The sequence below is a fragment of the Acidimicrobiales bacterium genome (assembly GCA_041394185.1).
Classification (GTDB): Bacteria; Actinomycetota; Acidimicrobiia; order Acidimicrobiales; family Poriferisodalaceae; genus JAAETH01.
Genome location: JAWKIQ010000003.1, coordinates 211,261 through 231,381 on the forward strand (window position 1 = coordinate 211,261; position 20,121 = coordinate 231,381).

Here is a 20,121-nt window from a genome sequence, read left to right on the forward strand (position 1 = left end):
CCAGATGACCTCAACCCCCCAACCCACCTACCGCACCGGAATCGGCGCTTCCGACCTTCACAGCATCAAGCTGCTCGGACACGAACTCGCCGACGATCTGCTTGGCCAGATCACGTTCGGGGAACTCGCCTACTGGCTGGTCGCCAAACGTCGTCCCTCACCCGGCCAGCGAGTGATGTTCGAAGCTGTCTTGGTCGCGTTGGCCGATCACGGGTTCACGCCAACGGCCATATCCGCGCGTCTCACATACCTCAGCGCCCCCGATTCGATCCAGGGTGCCCTGGCGTCGGGATTGTTGGGCGGCGGCAGCCGGTATCTGGGTGTCACCGAAGACGCGGCCCTGTTCCTGCACGCGGCATTGGCCGATCTCGACTCGCTGCCGACCACCGATGAAGGTTGGGATGAGGCGGCGCTGGACCTGGTCGGCCGCACCAAGCAGGCCGGACGATTCGTGCCAGGTTTGGGCCACCCGGTTCACAAGGACGGCGACCCCCGCACCCCCACCCTCATGCGTTTGGCCCGCGAGAACGCGCAGTTCGGTCCTCACCTCGAACTGTTCTCGGCCATCGGTCGGGTGCACCCACAGGTGCTCGGCCGCACTCTTCCCCTGAACGGTGCCGGCGTATGTGGCGCCGTTCTGGCCGACATCGACCTGCCCATGGGAGTGATGCGCGGATTTGCACTGCTGGCGAGATGTGCCGGGATCCTGGGCCATCTGGCCGAGGAGATGACCGATCCTGTGGCTCAGGAGATGTACATGAACATCGACCGCAACACCGATTACCAGCCACCGACCAACTGACCAGGAGACGAGAATGCTCGACACCACCGTCATGGGTAGCTACCCGCAGCCGCGCTGGCTGGTCGATCGCGACCGCCTCGTGGGGGACGGCGTTCCACGGGTCCGCAACCGCGAGCTGTGGAAGGTTTCCGACGAAGACTTCGACGAGGCCATCGAGGCCGCCACGCTGATGGCCATCGCAGACCAGCAGGACGCAGGCATCGACATCATCACCGATGGTGAGGTGGGTCGCGAGTCTTACTTCAACCACTTCGCCAACTCGCTGGGAGGTGTCGACAAGGAGCGCATCGGGCAAGGGGTCAACCGCCGTGGTGGCGTGGCCGAGGTGCCCCTGGTCAATGGACCCATCGTGCGCGAGCATCCCATCGAACTCGACTCGGCGCGGTTCTTGCGCGACCACTCGACCGCGCGCACCAAGGTCACCGTTCCCGGGCCCTTCACTCTCAGCCAGCTGGCACAAAACGACTACTACCCAGATCAAGCGGCGCTTGCCATGGCCTATGCCACGGCGGTCAACCAGGAGCTTCGCGAACTCCAAGATCTGGGCATCGACGTGTTGCAGCTCGACGAGCCATATCTGCAGGCCAACGCCGAGTCAGCCCGCGAGTTCGCCGTCGAGGCGATCTCGGCAGCTCTCGATGGCATCACCGCTACCACGACCCTGCACACGTGCTACGGCTACGCGATCTACGTCGAGAACAAATCGTCTGGTTATCCGTTCCTGGACGAGCTGTCGCAAGTGCCGGCCGACTTCATAGCCATAGAGACCGCCCAACCCGGGCTGGGGCCCGAAATCGTCGAACGGTTGGCGCCCAGAGGGGTCGTGCTGGGCGTTATCGACCTGGGCAGCGACCAGGTCGAAGATCCCCACGCCATCGCCGACAAGGTTCGCGGGGCCCTGCGCTACACCACCCCAGACAAGCTGGCGTTCTCGCCCGACTGCGGAATGAAATACCTGCCGCGCTCACTGGCCAAGGCCAAGCTGGCAGCGATGGTCGAGGGCGTGAAGATGGTGCGCGACGAGCTGTGACCCCGACACCGCCGGTTCAGGCACTCAACGCCTGATTGATACGCCGCCAGACCTGCTGATAACGCTGCCAGGTGCGCTCGTGCCATTCGGGGTCATCATCGGCGAAGACGGCCCTCAGCGCCTGCTTGATGGGCGCAGCCTCTGAACCGGTGGGGTCGCCGTAGCCGTGCAGCCATGCGTCGGCGCGCAACGCCATCAGCACCTGGATGATCTCGACCACGCCGTATTCGATCGCCACCGCGTGAACCTGGGCGGGCGACAACCACTGGGCAACGGCCGAGATCCACTCGCCGGCCAGCTGAGCCGACACCGACTCCCCCGACGCCAGCGACACCAGATCGTCACCGAACACGGCCTGATCGGCCTCGAAAGCGTCGCTGGTATCGGGCACAGAGCTGATCAACTCGCCGACCCCCCACGGCCCCAGACCGGTGTGCAGGTCGACGATGACCACCCGGTCGAATCGCGCGAAGGGCCCGCTGCACAGGTCGCGCAACAACCGGTTGGCCCACGATGGCTCTACGCCGCCGTAGAACAAACCCTTGGGATGGTCGTACTGGCCACCCGACACGATCTCTTGCACCTCGGGCATACCCCTTTGCTCGAGAAGCTCGAGCAGCGCCCGAAGTGTCGCCTGTTGGGTCGCTTCGTCCCATTTGTCTGGCACCAGAACATCTGCGATTGGCCCATAGCGTTCGTTGACGGGCCTGGCATCGAAGTCGACGAAGTTGCGGTTGAGGTCGATGTTGTCCTCGTTGGTGCGCCGCACCCATGCAAAGCCATACGGGTTGAGGGCGTGCAGCATCACCATCGACGTCGACGGCGCCAGCTCGATGCCCTCGACGATGTGGCGGGTCTGGATGGCCGAACCGGCGAAGCCCTCGACGCCGTGGGTGCCCGACACGACCAGGACGAGGTTCTGGTCGCCTTCGGCTTCGGCCAGCCAAGCCAGATCGACAGCCAGGTCCTCGCCGTTGGGTCCTGCGTCTGGATGTGCGAACGTTTCGACGCGCGCACCGGCTGCACTCGACGCTTCCAGGAAGCGCGCCCGAGCCTGGCCATAGCTGGAGGCAAGTGGTGAGGTCATCCGAGCAGCGCGTCGACGAAGGCGTCGGGGTCGAAATCGACCAGATCGGCGGCACCTTCGCCCAACCCGACCAGCTTCACCGGTATGCCGAGGTCACGTTCGATGGCAAACACGATGCCGCCCTTGGCGGAGCCATCGAGCTTGGTCAACACCACACCGGTGACATCGACTGCCTCCGTGAACTGTTTGGCCTGGGCCAGACCGTTCTGACCGGTGGTGGCGTCGATGACCAGCAGGGTTTCAGTGACAACTCCCGGCTCGCGTTCGGCCACTCGCTTGACCTTACGAAGCTCTTCCATCAGATTTGACTTGGTGTGAAGACGGCCTGCGGTGTCGGCCAACACCACGTCGACCTCTCGTGACCAGCCCGCCTGCACGCCGTCGAAGATCACAGAGCTCGGATCTGCACCCTCGGCCCCGCGCACGAGATCGGCCTGGCAGCGTTCGGCCCACGTGGCCAACTGCTCAGCAGCCGCTGCTCGGAACGTATCTCCCGCCGCCATCAGCACCGTCTTGCCGTCGTCGGTGAGGCGCTTTCCGACCTTGCCGATGGTGGTCGTCTTGCCCACACCGTTGACCCCGACGAACAGCCAAACCGTCTGGCCCTCATCGGTCATGTCCAGCGAGCGGTCGGCCTTGAGCACACTCTTCATCTCGTCGCCCAAGGCGGCCATCAGTGCCGAAGACTCCTTGATGCCGTCGCGCTTGGCCCTTTCGCGAAGATCCTCGATGATGGCTGTTGTCGCGGCCACGCCAACGTCGGCGCGAATCAGAGCCTCCTCCAACTCGTCCCAGGTGTCGTTGTCGACACCGCGCGACAGCACCGAACCGAAATAACCGGCCACCGTCGACCGGGCCTTGCCCAGGCGGGCGAAGAAACTCGGCGGTTCCTCGACAACCTCGGGCAGCGGCTCGGGTTCGGCCTCGACAGTGGGCGCCTCGCGCAGATCCGGAGGCGTGGTGTCGACAATGCTGGGCCGCTCGCGCTCTGGAGCAACCTCGCCTGGCACTCCCCCACGTCGAGTCCAGGCTCGGTGGATAAACGGCAACGACGCCAGCACCAAGGCGCTGACGATGATGAGAATGAGAATCAGAGGATCCATGACTCAGACGATGCTACCCACGCCAGGGCTACCCCGTTGATGCGGTCGCTTAGGCGACCCCGTTGATGCGGTCGCTTAGGCGACCCCGTTGATGCGGTCGCTTAGGCGACCTTCTCCGACACGACGCGAGAAGAGCCGCCCGGAGGCATGGTCACCCCATAGAGGCAGTCTGCAGCCTCCATCGTGCGCTTCTGGTGCGACACGATTATGAGCTGGGCCTCGCGCCTGAACTCGGCGACCAGATCGAGGAAGCGGTGCAGGTTGACGTCGTCGAGGGCGGCCTCGACCTCGTCCATCACGTAGAACGGCGACGGCCGACTGCGGAAGATCGCAAACAGGAACGCCAGCGCGGTCAACGAGCGCTCGCCACCCGACAACAACGACAGCTTGCGGACGTTCTTGCCAGACGGCCGGGCTTCCAACTCGATGCCGGTGTTCAGCAGATCGGTTGGGTCGGTCAGCTTCAGCGAGCCGGCCCCACCCGGGAACAACGTTGCGAACAGCTGCTCGAAGTTCTCTTTCACGTCTGCGACCGCAGCAGCGAAGATCTTCGTGATCTCCTCGTCGATGGCGCGGATCACCTTCGACAGCTCACGACGACCCTGCCGGACGTCTTCGAGCTGTTCGGAGACGAACTCGTGCCGCTCTTTCAGCGCCTCGTACTCCTGCATGGCCAGCGGGTTCACCGGGCCCATGCGCTTGAGGTCGCGCTCGAGGTCGCGCACCCGCGCCGGTGCGGTCACACCCTGTGCCAACTCTGGAAGGGGTGCCGCCAAGGCGGTGTCGGGATCGGTGTCGAGATCGTTGCGGATGGCCGCAACCAGGTTCTCGAGCCGCATCTTCAACTCGGCCTCTTGCACATCGAAACGGGCCTGCTTGCCACGCAGCTCGTCTAGCTGGCGATCGAGGGCAGTACGCCTTTGACGCAATGAGTCGAGTTCGTCGGCGACCGCGCGGGTGGCCAGCGAGGTGCGACGGCGCTTCTCGCGCAACCTCGTCAGCTCGGCGTCGACCGTGGTCTGGCGCTGCGACACGAAGCCGGCCAGCTTGTCCAGCGCTGCCAGCTGGGCGTCGAGGCGTTCTCGTCTGGCTTCGGCCTGGGCGACCTCGCGGACGTGTTCTTCGAGCCGGGTGCCGATGTCGGCGATGCGGCTCTCCAGAACCTCGCGACGCTCGTCGAGACCGGCGGCCTTGACCCCCAGCTCGCTGCGGGTCGAGGCCAAGGCCCGGGCCCGCCGGTCGAGATCGCCGCGCTTGGCCTCGAACTCGTCGGCCTGCGCACGGTCGGATTGCTCACGCTCGACCAGCGCGGGCAGCACACCCTCGAGTTCGGCAATGCGCGACCGGTCGCGTTCGATCTGAGGCTCGAGTTCGGCGCGGCGCTCGACGATGCCCTGCAATTCAGCCGCCGCGTCGGACCGTTGCCGCTCGACCCGCGACAAGGCATCGGTGGCCTTGGATGTCTCGACGCCGTGAAGCTCGAGCTCTCGGGCCGCGGCCTTCGACTCGGTCTGGGCGCTCTGGAGCGCAGCCCTGGCGGCCTTCAGCACCTCTGCGGTTTGGGCGGCAAGCTCGATCGCCGTGGCCAGTTCGGCTTCGGCCTCTTCATAGGCAGCGGCCGTGGCGCCCGAGCCTCCGGCTCCGATGCGCCAACCGCTGTGGCCAAACCTGTCGCCCGCACGCGTCACAACCAACAGTTCGGGATTGTCGAGGGCCACGTCGGCGGCCTCGCGCCAGTCTCCTTCGACCACCACGGCAGAGCCGAAGAGCCGATCGAGCAGCGCGTCGGCGCCCGCACGACCAGAACGAACGTGGTCGCGCAACCTGGTGCCGACCGAGGGCTTGACAGGTGACGACACCGAACCGCCAAGCGACAGAACCGCTCCGCGCAGGTCGGCCTCGGCCAGATGATCGAGCGCGGCCCGGGCGGTGGCAGGGTCGGCGACCACAACCGAAGCCATGGCATCGCCGGCTGCGGCCTCGAATGCCAGCTCGAAGCCCGCATCGACATCGACCAGATCGGCGAGAGTGCCTATGACACCCTCGAGCGACTCGATGCGCTCGAACCCGGCTGCGGCCCTGGCCTCGTCGAGCGCCAGGCGCAAGGCCTCGGACCGCGTCCGCCAACGCTCAACACCGGCGCTGGCTGCCCGCTCGGCATCGACCGCCGCAGCAACTCCCTCTTCGGCGTCGGTCAGCTGCACGGCTGCCTTCTGGCACCTCTGCGCAAGCGCGGGTTCGGCCTCGGCCAGCTGGTCTAGCCGCGTCTGAATCTCCGACGCCTTGGCCACCCGGTCTGCATCGACCTGGTCGGCGGTGGCGACCCTGGCCACGATCTTGTCGAGTTCGCGAACTGCTCGGTCGAGCGATCCGCGTATGGCGGTCAGCTCGCCCCGCACCTCTGCCGCCCGACCCGAATTGTCGGGGCTGAAGCCCTCGCGCTCGCTCTGAAACTCGTGATGCTCGAGGGCAAGCGCCTGCTCGTCGGCCTCTAGCTCGTCGATGCGCGGGGCCAGCAGCTCGACCTGCTTGGAGACATCGGCCAGTTGAGCCCGCGCCAGGGCCCGATCGGCCTCGAGGCTGGCCACCAGATCGTCTGCCAGCGCAGCCCCACGGTCGCGCTCGACACCTCGCCGCCTCTCGGCGAGCAGGGCAGACAGGCCACGGCACCGCTGGGCCAGCGACTCGTAGCGGGGAAGGGCGTCGCCGATGTCGTCGCCGACTGCGGCCAGCTTGGCCTCGGCCGACAACACGGCGATATCGATCTCGGCCAGCTCTTTTCGGATGCGCTTGTCGTCTTCGGCCAGCGTCGAGCGTTCGGCCGTGGCGGCCTGCAGGCGTCGTCTGCGCTCTTCGAGCTCTCGACCTGCGAGGTGCAAGCGCAACGCCCGCAGCTCGGCGACCACCGCGTCGTGGCGTCTGGCCGCGTCGGCCTGCTGCTCGAGGGGCCGCAGCTGGCGGCGCACCTCGCGCTGCAGGTCCTGAAGGCGCAGCAGGTTGGCCTCGGTCGCGTCGAGCCGCCGCTCGGCCCGCTCCTTGCGACGCCGATACTTCAAGATGCCGGCAGCCTCTTCGATGATGGTGCGCCGGTCTTCGGGGCGAGCGTTCAGCACCTGGTCGATCTGACCCTGGGCGATGATGACGTGTTGTTGGCGGCCTACACCTGCGTCAGACAGCAGCTCCTGGATGTCGAGCAGCCGGCACGAGACGCCGTTCAACGCGTACTCGGAGTCGCCCGAGCGATACAGAACGCGGGTGATGGTGACCTCGTTGAACTCGATCGGAAGGATTCCGCTCGAGTTGTCGAGCACCATCGACACCTCGGCACGCCCCAGAGCGGCACGTTTCGCGGTTCCGGCGAATACCACGTCGTCCATCTTCTGGCTGCGCACGGTACGCGGACCCTGCGCACCCAGAACCCAGGCGATGGCGTCGACCACGTTCGACTTACCCGACCCGTTCGGCCCGACGACGACAGTGACGCCGGGCTCGAAATCGAGACGCGTGGTGTCGGCGAAGCTCTTGAAGCCCTTGATGGTGAGCGACTTCAGGAACACGAGGCTCAGACCTGATAGTCGCAGTAGTAGTGGACGTTGCCCGAGACCTTCATCTTCTGGACCTCGCCCCGGCCGTTGCGCGACCGTTCACCGGCCCGACCATAGACCTCGAGGTACGAATCGAATCCGCCCGGGTTGCCGAACACGTCGGTGAACGGGTCGTCGGGCAAGGAGGTGCCGCGGTACTTGACCGCGTTGTGCATGGTCTCGACGATGGCGCGATACAACCGCCGGATCTCCTGGATGGTCACCCCGTCGGCAACGCGATCGTGGCGCAGCAACGCAGCGTGAAGGATCTCGTCGATGTAGACCGGGCCCAGGCCGACGACGAAGCTCTGGTCGCGGAGCAAGTCGTAGAGCTTTTGCCCGGTGCGCGCACGCAGGGTCTGACCGAACTGGGTCCAGGGGATGGGCTCGTCGATGGGGTCGAATCCCGTCGGCCGGGGCAGTTCGTCTGGCAGGGCCTCGGTGGCCACGATCCGCATTGCGTTCTCGGTGTCTGCGGGCGCGAGCATGCGCACCTGACCGCCCTGGGTGAACGTGACGACCAGAACGGTGTCGTCCTCGAGGGCGTCCTTGTTGGCGTTGCGGCGCATGACTACACCGGCGCTGAGATCGATGAGCATCGTCTCGTCGGTGTCGAGATCGAACAACAGGGTGGTGCCCTGACGGCGCACCGAGTTGATCTTGTTGCCGACCAGCTTGGCGGCAACCGCCTTTCGGGTCGAGAAGCCGTCGAAGAGGACCATCGGGCCAGACGCATCGACCTCCTTCACCTTGCGCGACGAGATCTCTTTGTCGAGATCTCTTCGCACAACCTCGGCTTCGGGTAGTTCGAGCATCATCGCTCCCTGACTTCTTCGAGTTCGGTTTGTTCGTTCAAGGCGGCCCATGCGCTGCGCGCCGCCGCCTGTTCGGCCTGCTTCTTGGTCTTGCCTGTGCCCCGGCCGTGCTCGACACCGTCGATGGTGACCACGGCGTCGAAACTGCGTTGATGATCTGGGCCATCACCCTCGACGTCATAGACCGGGAGGGTCTCGAAACGCCTGGCCGCCACTTCTTGCAGGAGCGTCTTGTGGTCGTGGCCGCCGGGGCCCGCAGCATGGTGCTCGATGCGGTCGCTCAGCAAGTCGAGCACCAACTCGCGGGCCGGCGCAATACCCCCGTCGAGGTAGACAGCACCGATGACGGCTTCGAGAGCGTCTGCCAAGATCGACGTCTTTTCCCGGCCCCCGCTTTGATCTTCGCCCTTGCCTAGCAGCAGGGCAGGCCCGATCGATATCGACGTGGCAACGTCGGCCAACACGTGGGTGTTGACCACCGCGGCGCGCACCTTGGCCAACGAGCCCTCCGAGTGCTCGGGGTAACGGTGATAGATGTGATCGGTGACGACCAATCCCAGCACACTGTCGCCCAAGAACTCGAGGCGCTCGTTGGACGCAACTCCGCCGTGCTCAGCACACCACGACCTGTGAGACATGGCGCGTTCGATCAGCGAGGTATCGGCGAACGTATAGCCGATCCTCTCGGAGAGTCCCAGGAGCTCGTCCTCGTTCAGCTCGTCGACCCGAGCTTCGCGGCGACGTAGTCGACGGCGTCTCTGACCGTCTTCAGCTCTTCGAGATCTTCGTCCTCGATACGGAAACCGACCGTGCGCTCGCCGACCTCTTCCTCGAGGGCCTCGACCAGCTCGATCAGGGCGAGCGAGTCGGCTTCGAGATCGTCGGCGAACGACGCCGACTCTGTGACCTGTGACGGATCGATCTCGAGGATGTCGGAAAGCTGGTCGCGGATCAGCTCGAAGATCTGCTGGCGATCCATTGGCGGTTGTTCGACGTGCGTCTCAGCCGGCACTTGAACTCCTGAGGGGTCGTTGGGGCGCAAGCGAGTCTAGCGACTATCGACCGCGCGTTTCTCGGGGTGTGAGGTGGGGCGCTCAGCGCCCGATCGAGGCCCGCATCGCCGACACCAAGTCGGCGGCGGCCATGTCGCGGGCAACTGCGATGGCGTTGTAGATGGCGGTGGCGCCGCTGGACCCGTGACCGATGATGCTGACACCGTCGACGCCCAGCAGCATCGCTCCGCCGTAGGTGTCTGGGTTGAGCTCGGTGGCCAGTGGTGCCAACAAACCGATCGCCGCCGCCGCCTCATCGCCGGCATCGGGACCCGTCAGGGCACCGAACACGGCCGAGACCATCGACTTGAGACCACCCTCGAGGGTCTTCAGAACGACGTTCCCGGTGAATCCATCGGTTACCACCACGTCGACGATGTCGGACATGACGTCGCGGCCCTCGACATTGCCGATGAAGTTGATGCCGTCGAGCTGGGCGAGAAGGCCGTGGGTTTCTTTGACCAACTCGTTGCCCTTGGACTTTTCCTCGCCAATGGACAGCAGCCCCACTCGCGGGTTCTCGTATCCGAAGCGGCGGGTGGCAAAGGCCGAGCCCATCTGTGCGAACTGCACCAGCCACTGCGCCTGGCAGTCGGCGATGGCGCCAGAGTCGAGCAAGACCGTGGGCGTTGACCCCGGCACGGGAATGGCTGTGGCGACCGCGGGCCGTGCCACACCCTTGATGCGGCCCATCTTCAGCAGCGAGGCGGCCACCATGGCGCCGGTGTTGCCCGCACTGACAAAGGCTGCCGCAGCGCCATCTCGCACGAGCTCGGCGCCACGAACCAGCGACGAGTCTTTCATGACCCTGACGCTGCGCGCCGGATCGTCGGCCATGTCGATGACCTCGGAAGCCGCCACGACCTCGAGTTCGGTGTCGCCAATGGCTTCGGGGCGGCCGACGAGGACCACCTCGACACCGAGTTCGCGGGCGGCTTGCTCGCCGCCGGCCACGATCTGGCCGGGGGCGTTGTCGCCACCCATTGCGTCGAGAGCGATGGTCAGGCGAGTGTTCATAGTGAAATCAGTCGACTTCGACGGCCTGGCGTCCCTTGTACCAACCACAGTTGGGGCACACGACGTGCGGCAACTTGGTGGCGTCACAACGGGGGCACACGCTGCGGGCGGGAGCACTGAGCTTCCACGCCGAGGCGCGGCGGCTGCGCGTCTTTGACTTGGAGGTTTTCTTCTTGGGGACAGCCATCGTCGGTCCTGGTGTGATCGATCGGATTCGCTCGCGGTAGCACGTCGCCCGAGGCGAGCAGTGACGAACGGGAAATGTTATCCGCTGCGGGGCCGCTCGGCTACCCCTCGTCGAACTCGAGTGCGTTCAATGCCGCCCAGCGCGGGTCGGCCAGAGGGCGCTCATCGGCAGAATCATCGTCTTGGGCCGCGTCGGCAGCGGCGCGCGCCAGCTCCTCGGGAACCCGATCGCAGTGCCCGATCCCCCCAAAGGGGCAGCGCACCACCACCGGCAGTTCGAGCAGAACCGCATCGTTTACCAGTGGGCCGAGGTCGAGTGTCTCGGCGTCGAGTTTGTATGTCTCCTCGTCGAGTGGGCTGTCGGCATACAACTCGTTGACGTGAGCCGACAGTTCGCCCGAAACCTCGTCGAGGCAGAGGTTGCACGACCCCAGCCATCGAGCCTCTACCGCGCCGGCGACGGTGACGCCCTCGGCCGCGGATTCGATCTCGACGTCGACGACCACGGGCGAGCTCGGATCGACCCGGCTGTCGGCCACGGCCAGCCCGTCGAGCAAGACCTCGAGCAGCACGGGTCGGCGGTTGCGCGGCCGCTTTCGCAGATCGTGCAGCGGCACTCTCAGATCGTCGCCGTTTTCACCCGCGTTGCTGGGCCCCGCCGCGGGCATCTCAGTAGTCGTCCTGATCGAACAGCAGGTGCCGCTCGGCCGCCTCGGCCTGCGACTGCTCGTCGGCCTCACGCAGGTCTATCTCGGCCTGCGACTCGGGTTCGTCCTCGGTGCGTGGCAGTGCCCGCAGACGTTGACGCCCCTCCTGGACTGCCGCCGTGACCTTGGCCAGCGTGTTGTCGAAATGCTCGAGCCGCTGTTCGCACCAATCTTCGGTTTCGCGACGATGGCGACGACCCTCGGCCTGGGCTTCGGACACGATCCGCGCGGCGCGGGCATCGGCCTGCCTCACCACCTCGGTGCGCTGCACCATGGCCTCGGCCTGCCTGGCGGCCTGCTCGACGATGGCGGCGGCCTCAGCGCGGGCTGCGTCGAGAAACTCTTCGCGCTCTTTCAGCAACCATCGGGCCTGGCGGATCTCCGATGGCAGGTCCTCCAGCATCAGCTCCAGCAGGGAGATTATCTCGTCGCGGTTGACCACCACCGACGAAGACAACGGCATTGGCCTGGCAGCCTGCAGCAAAGCGATGACCTCGCGTACGCGGTCGTCGAGCGTTGGTCCCTCGGTGGCGAGTGCGTCGGCGTCGGTCATCTCAGGAACCTCTCCCGAAGGGCCTCCGCGACAGGTTCTGGAACCAGATCGGTGACGTCGCCGCCCATCTTCGATATCTCCCTGATGTATCGCGACGCGATGAAGCCGTTGGCTGCCGTGGCCGGCAGGAAGGTCGTGAGGATTCCAGATGCATGGCGATTCATCTGCGCCATCTGCATTTCGGTGTCGAAGTCGGTGACACCACGAACACCCTTGACGATGATGTCGGCGCCGACGGCGGCCGCCGCATCTATGACCAACCCCTCCATCGCGGTGACGTCGACGTTGTCTAGGTGACTGGTCGAGCGTGCGATCAGGTCCATACGTTCGTCGTCGGTGAAGAACGGGGTTGCTTTGGAAGGATTGCGCATGGCGGCCACGACAACCCGGTCGAAGGCGCGCGACGCGGCCTCGACGATCTCTAGGTGTCCGAGGTGGAACGGGTCGAAGGTACCTGGATAGAACGCCTTGGCCATCGCTGATCGAAGCTACCTTTCTTCGCGTTCCAGCACAGCGATCGTGGCTCTGCCGTACCTGGACGATTTCAGCTCGACCCAGCCATCTGGCACTGCGATGGCCCGATCGGACTCGACGACCGCGTACTCGCTCGGCAGGCGGGTCAACAGCTCGTCCCAACCGTCGAACTCATATGGCGGGTCCAGCAGGGCCAGGTCGAAGGTCGCCGTCGAGTCTGTCAGGAAGCGCATGGCGTCGCTGCGCTCGACGCGAGCCTGGTTGGTGAGCCCGAGCGCCGACAGGTTCTGCCTGACGGCGTCGACACACCGCGGTGACGAGTCGACGAACACGACCTGCGCAGCACCTCTGGACAAGGCCTCGATGCCAAGGGCCCCCGAGCCGGCGAACAGGTCCAGAACAACTGAACCGTCGATGAGGTCGAGGCTCTCGAGACGGTTGAACGTGGCCTCACGGGCCCGACCCGAGGTGGGCCTCGCCTCCAGCCCGTCTGGAGCCTCCAGACGCCGCCCTCGATGTGTCCCGGCCACTACGCGCATGGCTCGACGCTATCCATCTGCGACACTGGCCGTGTGGCTGGACTGGACATCCCCAAGATCATCGACTGCGTCGACTGCGGGGGCCGTTGTCACCTGCAGTCGTACCCCGACCCCGACGACGGGTTCTTACCTGGCGACATCGTCAGCTACAGGTGCGTCGACTGCCTCGATCGATGGGATGTAGAGATCGACGAGGGTTTCGTTGCGCCCGACGGATGACAGACTGTCTCCATGGACCACACCCCTATGGAACCCCAGCTCTTTCGTCTGAAGCGCTGGTTCCGGATCCTGCAGATCACTTCGAGCTTCCTGCTGATCTTGTTCGGCTCGACGAACCTGTTCGCCGGAAGCTGGTACGTGTTTTTGGGCATCGTGTTCGTGGGCTTCGGTTTCTACACCCTCGGCCAGGCCATGTACGCCGGCGTGGTTGCCACCGAGGAAGGCCTCAACGTCAGGCTCAACGCCAGCAAGCCCAAGTTCTACGCGTGGGAAGACATCGACTACGCGACGCCAGGTTCGCCCCTGATGCTTCGCCTGATCGACGGCAAGATCGGCAGGCTCCCGCCCTATCTGGACGACTCCGACGAGCTGCGGTGGATGATCGACGACACCGTTGGCGGCCCTCCCGGGTGACCGGCGACGGCCGCTAGTTCTTCAGCACGAAATCGGTGTCGTCGCGGCCATCGACGAACCAGCGAAACTCGCGCTGGGCCGCAGGGTCGTCCTCGACGCAACGATCGGCGACCATCTCTGCGGCCACCTCCCTGGCCTTGCCGACCCACTCGCGATCGCGGCGCAACGACGCCAGCTTCAGGTCGTTTCGCCCCGATTGTCGTTCGCTGAATATGGTTCCCTCGCCTCGCAGGTCAAGGTCGATCTCGGCCAGCTCGAAGCCGTCGGTGCTCTTCACCAGGGCATCCAGGCGAGCGGTTGCCCTCTGGTTCTCTTCCTCGGCTTCGGTCGCCGCTTGATCGACGACCAGGAAACAATGCGACCGGTGGGCGCCGCGGCCCACTCGACCCCGAAGCTGGTGAAGCTGGGCTATGCCGAACCGGTCGGCCGATTCGATGACCATCACCGTGGCGTTGGGTACGTCGACTCCCACCTCGATCACCGTGGTGGCGACCAGCACATCGAGCTGACCCGCCCGGAAGGCGGCCATCACCGCCTCCTTGTCGGTCGGTGACATCCGTCCGTGCAACAAACCGACCGCCACGTCACCCAAGACACCCGACGTCAGGCGCTCGTATGTCGATTCGGCCGACGCCGCATCGAGCTTGTCTGACTCCTCGATAAGCGGACACACCACGTAGGCCTGGCGTCCGGCAGCGATCTCGTCGAGCACCAGTCTCCACATCGACTCGATGGCGAGATCTCCCTCGACCTTTTGGGTGACGATCGGCGTGCGCCCCGGGGGCAGTTCGTCTAGCACCGACACATCGAGGTCGCCGTAAACGGTCATGGCAGCGGTTCGAGGAATGGGGGTCGCGGTCATGACCAACACGTCGGGGGTCAGGCCGTCGCTGCGGCCCGTGTCGCGCAGCTTTGCGCGCTGTTCGACGCCAAACCGGTGCTGCTCGTCGACCACCACGACGCCCAGGGACGAGAACTGGATTCCGTCCTGGATCAGAGCGTGGGTGCCGATGACGATGTCGACGGCGCCCGAAGCCAGATCGGCGACGATCCGACGACGATCGGCGGTCTTGACCTTGTTGGTCAACAGCTCGACCCGCAAGGGCCGCTCGCCCATCAGCGTCGCAGCATCGTTGACGATCATTCCCTCGACCAGGGCCGAGACGCCCAGTGCGTGCTGCTCGGCCAAGACCTCGGTGGGTGCCATGAGCGCACCCTGGTGCCCGCCCTGAACAGCGACCAACAGCGCATGTACTGCCACCAGGGTCTTGCCTGCGCCCACATCGCCCTGCAGCAGCCTGTGCATCGGAGTCGGCCTCGCTAGATCGGTGGCTATCTCACCGATAGTGCGCTTCTGGGCCCCCGTGAGGTCGAAGGGCACCGACTCGACGAAACGATCGACCAGAGCGCCGTCGACGGTGTGGGCCACCCCGCGAGTGTGGATGTCGAGCTCGCGCTTGCGTTCGAGCAGTATCAGCTGAACGCGGAACAGTTCGTCGAACACCAGCCTGGTACGCGCCCGCTGCACGTCCGACATGGCTCCCGGAGCGTGGATCGAGGCGAACGCCACATGCCTGTCGACCAGGCCGAACCGCTGCCGCGCGGGTGCAGGTATCGGGTCTTCTATGCCGCGCTGCTCGCATCGGCGTAGCGCCTCGGTCACCAGCCCGGCGATCTCCCAGGTCATCAGCCCAGCCTTCTCGGACTGCGGGTAGATCGGAACGATGCGCCCGGTGCGGTCGCCCACGAGGTCTACCACCGGGCTGGTCATCTGGCGGCGCCCCTTGTACAGGTCGACCTTGCCGAAGAATGCGGCAGTGGTGCCCTCGGTGAGCTGGCGGGCCCGCCATGGTTGATTGAAGAACGTCACGGTCATGTAGCCGGTGCCGTCGGTGACCCTGACGGTGACCATCGTGCGCCGGTTGCGCATGCGCCGCGATTCGACCCGCTCGACCGTTGCGAGCACCAGCGCCTCCTCGCCCACCACCAACTCGGCCAATCGAGCCTGGTTGGTGCGATCGACGTAGCGGCGTGGGTAGTAAGTCAGCAGATCGGCCACCGACTCGACCTCCAGCACAGCCAGGGCGGCCTGGGTCTTGGGGCCCACACCGCGCAGGCGGCTGACGGGAATCGAGTCGAGCTCGGCGAGGCTGAGCGACTGGTTCAAGACCGGCGGCTCACTCGACGCCGAAGTAGTACGGATAGAACGGCTGCTCGCCCTTGTGCACCTCGACCTCGACTGCAGGTCGATGCTCTGACAACCACTCGGTGATGGCCCTGGTATCGGCGGCCCCTGCGTCGGCACCTTCGATGACCGACACGATCTCGTGATCGTCGGTGACCAGACGATCTAGCAGGCGGATGGCAGCCTCGACCATCTCGCCACGCACAACGCGTATGCCCGAGCGATCAAGGCCTATCCAGTCGCCCACCTTGACGGGGCCCGCGTCGCTGTTGGTGTCGCGGACCGCCTGGGTGATTTCGCCGACCACCACACCAGAAGCGATATCGGCCATGCCGCTGGCGTTCGAATGGGCGTCCGTATCTGGGTCGTAGGCCAGCAGGCAGGCGAACCCCTCGGCAACCGACGTAGTGGGAACCACAACGACCGTCTTGGCGGTGTGGTCGTTCACCTGCCTGGCGACGGGGATGATGTTCTTGTTGTTCGGCAAGACGACGATCATGTCGGACGGGGCGGCCTCGACCGCTGCCAGCAGGTCGGCGGTGGAGGGGTTCATGGTCTGGCCGCCTGTGACCAGCTCCTGGACGCCAAGAGAGTGGAAGATCCGGCCGATGCCGTCCGAAGGGCTCACCGCCACCACCGCACACCCGACCGGGTCGCGTTGTGGCAGGGGCACCGCCGCCGACTGGGCGGCGGCCTCGCGCACCCAGCGTTCTTCGGCAACCTCCTCGGCCAGATCGGTGACGCGGATCTGGCGGGGGCGTCCGACGTCGACAGCGGCCTCTATCGCCGCGCCGATGTCGTTGGTGTGGATGTGGCAGTTCCAGATGCCGTCGCCGCCTACGACCACGATCGAGTCACCGACTCCCACCCATACGTCTTTGAAGCCCGCGATGGTGTCGTCTTCGGCCTCCAGGAAGAACATCACCTCATAGCGAAGGTCAGAGACGTCGCCGTCGTGCTCGTCGGGACGTTCGAAACCAGCGACCAGGTCCGCAGCGACGTCACCCTCGGGCGGGTCGGGCAGCGGACGCCCGTCGGCGATGTTCAGGGCGGCATCCAGCAGCAAGATGAACCCGGCGCCACCAGCGTCGACGACCCCGGCCTCCTTCAGCACCGGGAGCATCTCTGGGGTCCTCGACAAGGCATCGACGGCCCTGGCCCGTGCCGCGTCCAAAACATCGACCAGCTGGTCCTTGCCCTGTTCTACTGCAGCCGTCGCAGCCTCGGCCGCTTCGCGCACCACGGTCAAGATGGTGCCCTCGACCGGCTTCATGACCGCCTGATAAGCGGCCTTGCTGGCAACATCGAGCGCGTTCGCGAAACTGCGGCCGCCGATCTCGACACCCGAGGCGAACGTCGATGCGATACCCCTCAGGACCTGCGACAGGATCACACCGGAGTTGCCGCGCGCACCCATGAGCGAGCCGTGCGAGATTGCGGCGCACGTGGCCTCCATGTCGGCGCCCGCACCGTCGATCTCGGCCAACACCGACTCGAGGGTCAGAGTCATGTTGGTGCCCGTATCGCCGTCCGGAACGGGGTACACGTTCAATCGGTTGATCGCTTCGCGGTGGTTCGCAAGGGCGTCGCGAAAGGTCGAGATGAGACCCCGAACCTCTTCGACACCGAACGCTGTCAGCACGGCCATGGGCGACGATCGTAACTGCGATGCGCGCCGGTTCCGGCCTCGTTGGTATGTTGAGGTGCGTTCGAGGGCGCCACACAGTGCCCCGAACCCGTTTCACAGCCGCGTACAGACCGCCGAGGAGGGCGCAGTGCAGGGAGTCATCAAGTCCTACGACCCCGCCAGTGGGGCCGGAGTTCTGGTCGACGACCGCGATCGTGTCGAGCACGAACTTGCGCCAAACGCTCTCGAGGGTTCGGTGTTTCGGATGCTTCGACAGGGTCAGCGCGTCGTGTTCGATCTCGACGACCGAGGCTTTGCCACCGGCCTGCGCCTGGGCAGCGAGGTCGATCTGGGAGCCCCCGACTGGACCGACTACGACTGACGCCTGCGTCGGCAGCGGCTGGTCAACCTTCCAGACAGAACTCGTTGCCTTCGGGGTCTTTCATCGAGATCCACCTGCCCTCGGGTTCGTCGAACGACTGAACCACCTCGGCGCCCATCTCGACCAACAGCTGGGCGGTCGATTCGAGTTCTTCGGCGCCAACATGAACGTCTAGGTGAAAGCGGTTCTTCGACGTCTTGCCCTCGGGGACCTTCTGCAGGAACAGGCGGGGTCCGACACCGTCGGGGTCGACTATCGAATAGGCCCTGTCGGGATCTGATCGGTCGATACCGAACGCGTCGAGCGCGTCGTCCCAGGTCTCGAATCCTGGCGGTGGGGGCTGTTCGACGTATCCAAGAACCTGACACCAGAACTTGCCCAGCCGGGTGGGGCTGGCGGCGTCGATCGAGATCTGGATTGGTTTGGCCATGCCCCATCTTGCACCGAAACGGAGCTAGCCGCTCAGGTCATCCAAACCACACGCAGAGGGCACGCATCTCGACGCTCTCGCGCCGGTTGTGCGCGCCGTGCGAGGCGTTGGGGTCGAGAAACGCAGAGTGAGGTGTCCACACCGGCTGCTTGGCCAGCTCGCGGTCGCTGTCGTAGGTCCGAAAGACCAGAACCTCGTCGGAGGTCATGGCGGGGTAGGTGTACCAGACATCTCGGCCGACCTCGGGGTCCACATCGAGCGCCGGAGCGAGGAAGAACGAGACCTCGAACTCGAGATGCTGGCCACCGTACGAGTCGACCACCGAGGTCACCTGACGTCGCGGATCCATTGTCGCCACGTCGCACACCGCAAGCGGATAGTCCGGCGTCTGCGGCCCGGTATTGCGCCAGAACTGGATCATCGCAAGACGCGACGCCTTTGCCAGATCGGATTGGCCGAAACCCAGCTCGGCGAGCAGCGGGCTGATGAAACCGCTGTAGGGGCGTGTCGGGTCGGTGACCATCGCCCGATAGTCGATGGTGAAGTCGGAGTGCACCAGCTCGATGGGTGCATAGTCTTCAACTGTCCGCGCCGTCGCCGGACTTCTCACGATTGGCGGATAGGCGACAACGGCGTCACAACCGGTGAAGCTGCTCGCCAACTCGACGATCTCGGGCCGGTGAGCCTCTGCGACTCGATGCTCGTCGCGCCAATCCGTGACCTCCGAAGCGTGCTGCAGCAAGGTGAAGCCGCAACGGTCGAAGCCCACGGGCGCTGAGCTGCGGGCGTCCAGAATTGGCGTGGCGACCGCAACGCGATCGGCGTCGCCCACGAAGTTCAGCGTTGCTCGGCAGTACAGGCTCACGTTTCCACCGTCCGGGTTGAGGTGTTGAGTATTGATCTGAGGTGCGAAACAACGTCGGCCACCAGCGACGACTGCTGTGTCGGTTCGCCCCGAAGGGCACTGATCAACAGGCACAGGTTCTGCGGCATGTCATCGACACCACCACCCACCGACAGGTCGTGACCCAGTCGCTTCCGGGCCTCGTGGGCGAATCGACCCCACTCCTGCGCGATCTCCTCGAGGTCGGGAACGCCGAAGAAGTGCCCCACCGGTGCCGAGTGGCGCATCTGTATCAGCGGCGATGCGCCAAGCAGTGCCGCCAACCGGGCCCGTCTCTCTAACGCGTCGCGGTCGGCCTCGCTGTGGCGTACCCACACCGAGCAGTGGGCAGAACAGCCTCGCACCCGACGGTCGAAGGCACGCATGGAACCCCTGAGGGCACAGACCGTCATCATCTCCCCAACCCGGCTGTATTCCTCGTGGAGAAACTCGACCCACCTGGCCTCCGAGCGCATCATCTCGAGTTCGGACACCTCCGAGGCCAGGTGTTGCTGCGACCGGCGATGGCCACACCTGTCGTCTCCGACTTGCCCCCACAGGCTGGCCCTGCCGCTGACGTCGTCGGCAAGCATCGGCGGGTCGAGGCTGTGGCCCAGCACCGGCTCCCAAGCCATGTGGCCTGCATATTCGCCGATCAGGTGGATCAGGGCCAGAACGTGCAGGCTCTCGCGGCGGCGCCAACGGATTGCGAACACCTCCAGCATCAGGCTCACCAACGGCCCGAAGTCGGCCAACGGGCCGCGATCGATGCTGTCGGGACGCCGTGGGAACTGTAGGCCGCCGACCCTGGATGCCAAGTCGGATGGCACAGCTGAGGCCAGGTGCCCGTGGTCGGCGAGGTCGACGCGCTCGAGATCGAGGCGCAGCAACCGCTGACCAAGCCGGGCCACGGCACTGAACTCGCGGTGTTCGCCTACGAGTTTTTGAAACGCTGTGTCGGCCTCGCGAAACCGGCACCACTCGAGGTGCAGTGCCACCAACTCGGCTGCGGGCTCCACCTGTTCGACGCCC

Annotated in this window: 22 protein-coding genes; 5 read left to right on the forward strand and 17 right to left on the reverse strand. The window is 65.4% G+C overall.

Annotation, left to right across the window (positions count from 1 at the left end; translation table 11 throughout):
- Positions 1 to 4: 4 nt before the first annotated feature.
- Both R2770_14500 and R2770_14505 read left to right on the forward strand, forming a co-directional pair.
- Positions 5 to 802, forward strand: a complete 798-nt coding sequence (locus tag R2770_14500; protein MEZ5281667.1) for a citryl-CoA lyase — start codon at positions 5 to 7, stop codon at positions 800 to 802.
- 13 nt (positions 803 to 815) lie between these two features.
- On the forward strand, positions 816 to 1,832 hold the full coding sequence (locus tag R2770_14505) for a cobalamin-independent methionine synthase II family protein (GenBank protein ID MEZ5281668.1): 1,017 nt from the start codon (positions 816 to 818) through the stop codon (positions 1,830 to 1,832).
- A gap of 16 nt (positions 1,833 to 1,848) precedes the next feature.
- Here the strand turns inward: R2770_14505 and R2770_14510 are convergent, their stop codons facing one another.
- The 12 genes from R2770_14510 to rsmD form a co-directional block, all read right to left on the reverse strand.
- A complete protein-coding gene (locus tag R2770_14510) occupies positions 1,849 to 2,919 on the reverse strand; it encodes a DUF2817 domain-containing protein (GenBank protein MEZ5281669.1) in 1,071 nt (356 codons plus the stop codon).
- Positions 2,916 to 4,022, reverse strand: coding sequence for a signal recognition particle-docking protein FtsY (gene ftsY / locus R2770_14515; protein MEZ5281670.1), 1,107 nt, complete (start codon positions 4,020 to 4,022; stop codon positions 2,916 to 2,918). The genes R2770_14510 and ftsY overlap by 4 nt, the downstream gene beginning before the upstream one ends.
- 101 nt (positions 4,023 to 4,123) lie before the next feature.
- The gene (gene smc / locus R2770_14520; GenBank protein ID MEZ5281671.1) at positions 4,124 to 7,579 is read right to left on the reverse strand and encodes a chromosome segregation protein SMC; all 3,456 of its coding nucleotides are present in this window, start codon (positions 7,577 to 7,579) and stop codon (positions 4,124 to 4,126) included.
- A 5-nt stretch (positions 7,580 to 7,584) separates the two neighbouring features.
- Complete coding sequence (locus tag R2770_14525; GenBank protein MEZ5281672.1) at positions 7,585 to 8,424, reverse strand: DNA-formamidopyrimidine glycosylase family protein; 840 nt, start codon at positions 8,422 to 8,424, stop codon at positions 7,585 to 7,587.
- Positions 8,421 to 9,137: a ribonuclease III gene (gene rnc / locus R2770_14530; GenBank protein MEZ5281673.1), complete on the reverse strand. Its 717-nt coding sequence runs from the start codon at positions 9,135 to 9,137 to the stop codon at positions 8,421 to 8,423. Before rnc ends, R2770_14525 begins: the two co-directional genes overlap by 4 nt.
- The gene (locus R2770_14535) at positions 9,134 to 9,433 is read right to left on the reverse strand and encodes an acyl carrier protein (GenBank protein MEZ5281674.1); all 300 of its coding nucleotides are present in this window, start codon (positions 9,431 to 9,433) and stop codon (positions 9,134 to 9,136) included. Before R2770_14535 ends, rnc begins: the two co-directional genes overlap by 4 nt.
- 82 nt (positions 9,434 to 9,515) lie before the next feature.
- Positions 9,516 to 10,490: a phosphate acyltransferase PlsX gene (plsX, locus tag R2770_14540; GenBank protein ID MEZ5281675.1), complete on the reverse strand. Its 975-nt coding sequence runs from the start codon at positions 10,488 to 10,490 to the stop codon at positions 9,516 to 9,518.
- Between the two features lie 7 nt (positions 10,491 to 10,497).
- On the reverse strand, positions 10,498 to 10,677 hold the full coding sequence (rpmF, locus tag R2770_14545; protein MEZ5281676.1) for a 50S ribosomal protein L32: 180 nt from the start codon (positions 10,675 to 10,677) through the stop codon (positions 10,498 to 10,500).
- A 100-nt stretch (positions 10,678 to 10,777) separates the two neighbouring features.
- Positions 10,778 to 11,293, reverse strand: coding sequence for a YceD family protein (locus tag R2770_14550; GenBank protein ID MEZ5281677.1), 516 nt, complete (start codon positions 11,291 to 11,293; stop codon positions 10,778 to 10,780).
- A 52-nt stretch (positions 11,294 to 11,345) separates the two neighbouring features.
- Positions 11,346 to 11,936: a hypothetical protein gene (locus R2770_14555; GenBank protein ID MEZ5281678.1), complete on the reverse strand. Its 591-nt coding sequence runs from the start codon at positions 11,934 to 11,936 to the stop codon at positions 11,346 to 11,348.
- Entirely contained in the window at positions 11,933 to 12,412 is a 480-nt protein-coding gene (coaD, locus tag R2770_14560) for a pantetheine-phosphate adenylyltransferase (GenBank protein MEZ5281679.1), read from the reverse strand. Before coaD ends, R2770_14555 begins: the two co-directional genes overlap by 4 nt.
- A gap of 12 nt (positions 12,413 to 12,424) precedes the next feature.
- Positions 12,425 to 12,949: a 16S rRNA (guanine(966)-N(2))-methyltransferase RsmD gene (gene rsmD, locus R2770_14565; GenBank protein ID MEZ5281680.1), complete on the reverse strand. Its 525-nt coding sequence runs from the start codon at positions 12,947 to 12,949 to the stop codon at positions 12,425 to 12,427.
- A 33-nt stretch (positions 12,950 to 12,982) separates the two neighbouring features.
- On the opposite strand from rsmD, the gene R2770_14570 reads away from it, so the two are divergent.
- Together R2770_14570 and R2770_14575 are read left to right on the forward strand one after the other, a co-directional pair.
- The gene (locus R2770_14570) at positions 12,983 to 13,168 is read left to right on the forward strand and encodes a hypothetical protein (protein MEZ5281681.1); all 186 of its coding nucleotides are present in this window, start codon (positions 12,983 to 12,985) and stop codon (positions 13,166 to 13,168) included.
- Between the two features lie 12 nt (positions 13,169 to 13,180).
- Positions 13,181 to 13,582: a hypothetical protein gene (locus R2770_14575; GenBank protein MEZ5281682.1), complete on the forward strand. Its 402-nt coding sequence runs from the start codon at positions 13,181 to 13,183 to the stop codon at positions 13,580 to 13,582.
- Between the two features lie 13 nt (positions 13,583 to 13,595).
- On the opposite strand, the gene recG is transcribed toward R2770_14575, so the two are convergent.
- A complete protein-coding gene (gene recG / locus R2770_14580) occupies positions 13,596 to 15,749 on the reverse strand; it encodes an ATP-dependent DNA helicase RecG (protein MEZ5281683.1) in 2,154 nt (717 codons plus the stop codon).
- 10 nt (positions 15,750 to 15,759) lie between these two features.
- Positions 15,760 to 17,415 (reverse strand): DAK2 domain-containing protein, encoded by a 1,656-nt coding sequence (locus R2770_14585; GenBank protein MEZ5281684.1) that lies wholly within the window; start codon positions 17,413 to 17,415, stop codon positions 15,760 to 15,762.
- A 127-nt stretch (positions 17,416 to 17,542) separates the two neighbouring features.
- On the opposite strand from R2770_14585, the gene R2770_14590 reads away from it, so the two are divergent.
- Entirely contained in the window at positions 17,543 to 17,776 is a 234-nt protein-coding gene (locus tag R2770_14590; protein MEZ5281685.1) for a hypothetical protein, read from the forward strand.
- A gap of 22 nt (positions 17,777 to 17,798) precedes the next feature.
- On the opposite strand, the gene R2770_14595 is transcribed toward R2770_14590, so the two are convergent.
- The 3 genes from R2770_14595 to R2770_14605 are packed head-to-tail and all read right to left on the reverse strand — an operon-like array spanning position 17,799 to position 20,108.
- Positions 17,799 to 18,206 carry a VOC family protein gene (locus R2770_14595; GenBank protein ID MEZ5281686.1) on the reverse strand — a complete coding sequence of 136 codons (408 nt, stop codon included), beginning with the start codon at positions 18,204 to 18,206 and terminating at the stop codon, positions 17,799 to 17,801.
- A gap of 37 nt (positions 18,207 to 18,243) precedes the next feature.
- On the reverse strand, positions 18,244 to 19,071 hold the full coding sequence (locus R2770_14600) for a CmcJ/NvfI family oxidoreductase (protein MEZ5281687.1): 828 nt from the start codon (positions 19,069 to 19,071) through the stop codon (positions 18,244 to 18,246).
- A complete protein-coding gene (locus tag R2770_14605; GenBank protein ID MEZ5281688.1) occupies positions 19,068 to 20,108 on the reverse strand; it encodes a hypothetical protein in 1,041 nt (346 codons plus the stop codon). Before R2770_14605 ends, R2770_14600 begins: the two co-directional genes overlap by 4 nt.
- Positions 20,109 to 20,121 lie beyond the last annotated feature (13 nt).

Coding starts and splice junctions, on each gene's coding strand:
- R2770_14500 (MEZ5281667.1), top strand. CDS start 5: ATGACCTCAACCCCCCAACCCACCTACCGCACCGGAATCGGCGCTTCC.
- R2770_14505 (MEZ5281668.1), top strand. CDS start 816: ATGCTCGACACCACCGTCATGGGTAGCTACCCGCAGCCGCGCTGGCTG.
- R2770_14510 (MEZ5281669.1), bottom strand. CDS start 2,919: ATGACCTCACCACTTGCCTCCAGCTATGGCCAGGCTCGGGCGCGCTTC.
- ftsY (MEZ5281670.1), bottom strand. CDS start 4,022: ATGGATCCTCTGATTCTCATTCTCATCATCGTCAGCGCCTTGGTGCTG.
- R2770_14525 (MEZ5281672.1), bottom strand. CDS start 8,424: ATGATGCTCGAACTACCCGAAGCCGAGGTTGTGCGAAGAGATCTCGAC.
- plsX (MEZ5281675.1), bottom strand. CDS start 10,490: ATGAACACTCGCCTGACCATCGCTCTCGACGCAATGGGTGGCGACAAC.
- rpmF (MEZ5281676.1), bottom strand. CDS start 10,677: ATGGCTGTCCCCAAGAAGAAAACCTCCAAGTCAAAGACGCGCAGCCGC.
- R2770_14555 (MEZ5281678.1), bottom strand. CDS start 11,936: ATGACCGACGCCGACGCACTCGCCACCGAGGGACCAACGCTCGACGAC.
- coaD (MEZ5281679.1), bottom strand. CDS start 12,412: ATGGCCAAGGCGTTCTATCCAGGTACCTTCGACCCGTTCCACCTCGGA.
- rsmD (MEZ5281680.1), bottom strand. CDS start 12,949: ATGCGCGTAGTGGCCGGGACACATCGAGGGCGGCGTCTGGAGGCTCCA.
- R2770_14575 (MEZ5281682.1), top strand. CDS start 13,181: ATGGACCACACCCCTATGGAACCCCAGCTCTTTCGTCTGAAGCGCTGG.
- R2770_14585 (MEZ5281684.1), bottom strand. CDS start 17,415: ATGGCCGTGCTGACAGCGTTCGGTGTCGAAGAGGTTCGGGGTCTCATC.
- R2770_14595 (MEZ5281686.1), bottom strand. CDS start 18,206: ATGGCCAAACCAATCCAGATCTCGATCGACGCCGCCAGCCCCACCCGG.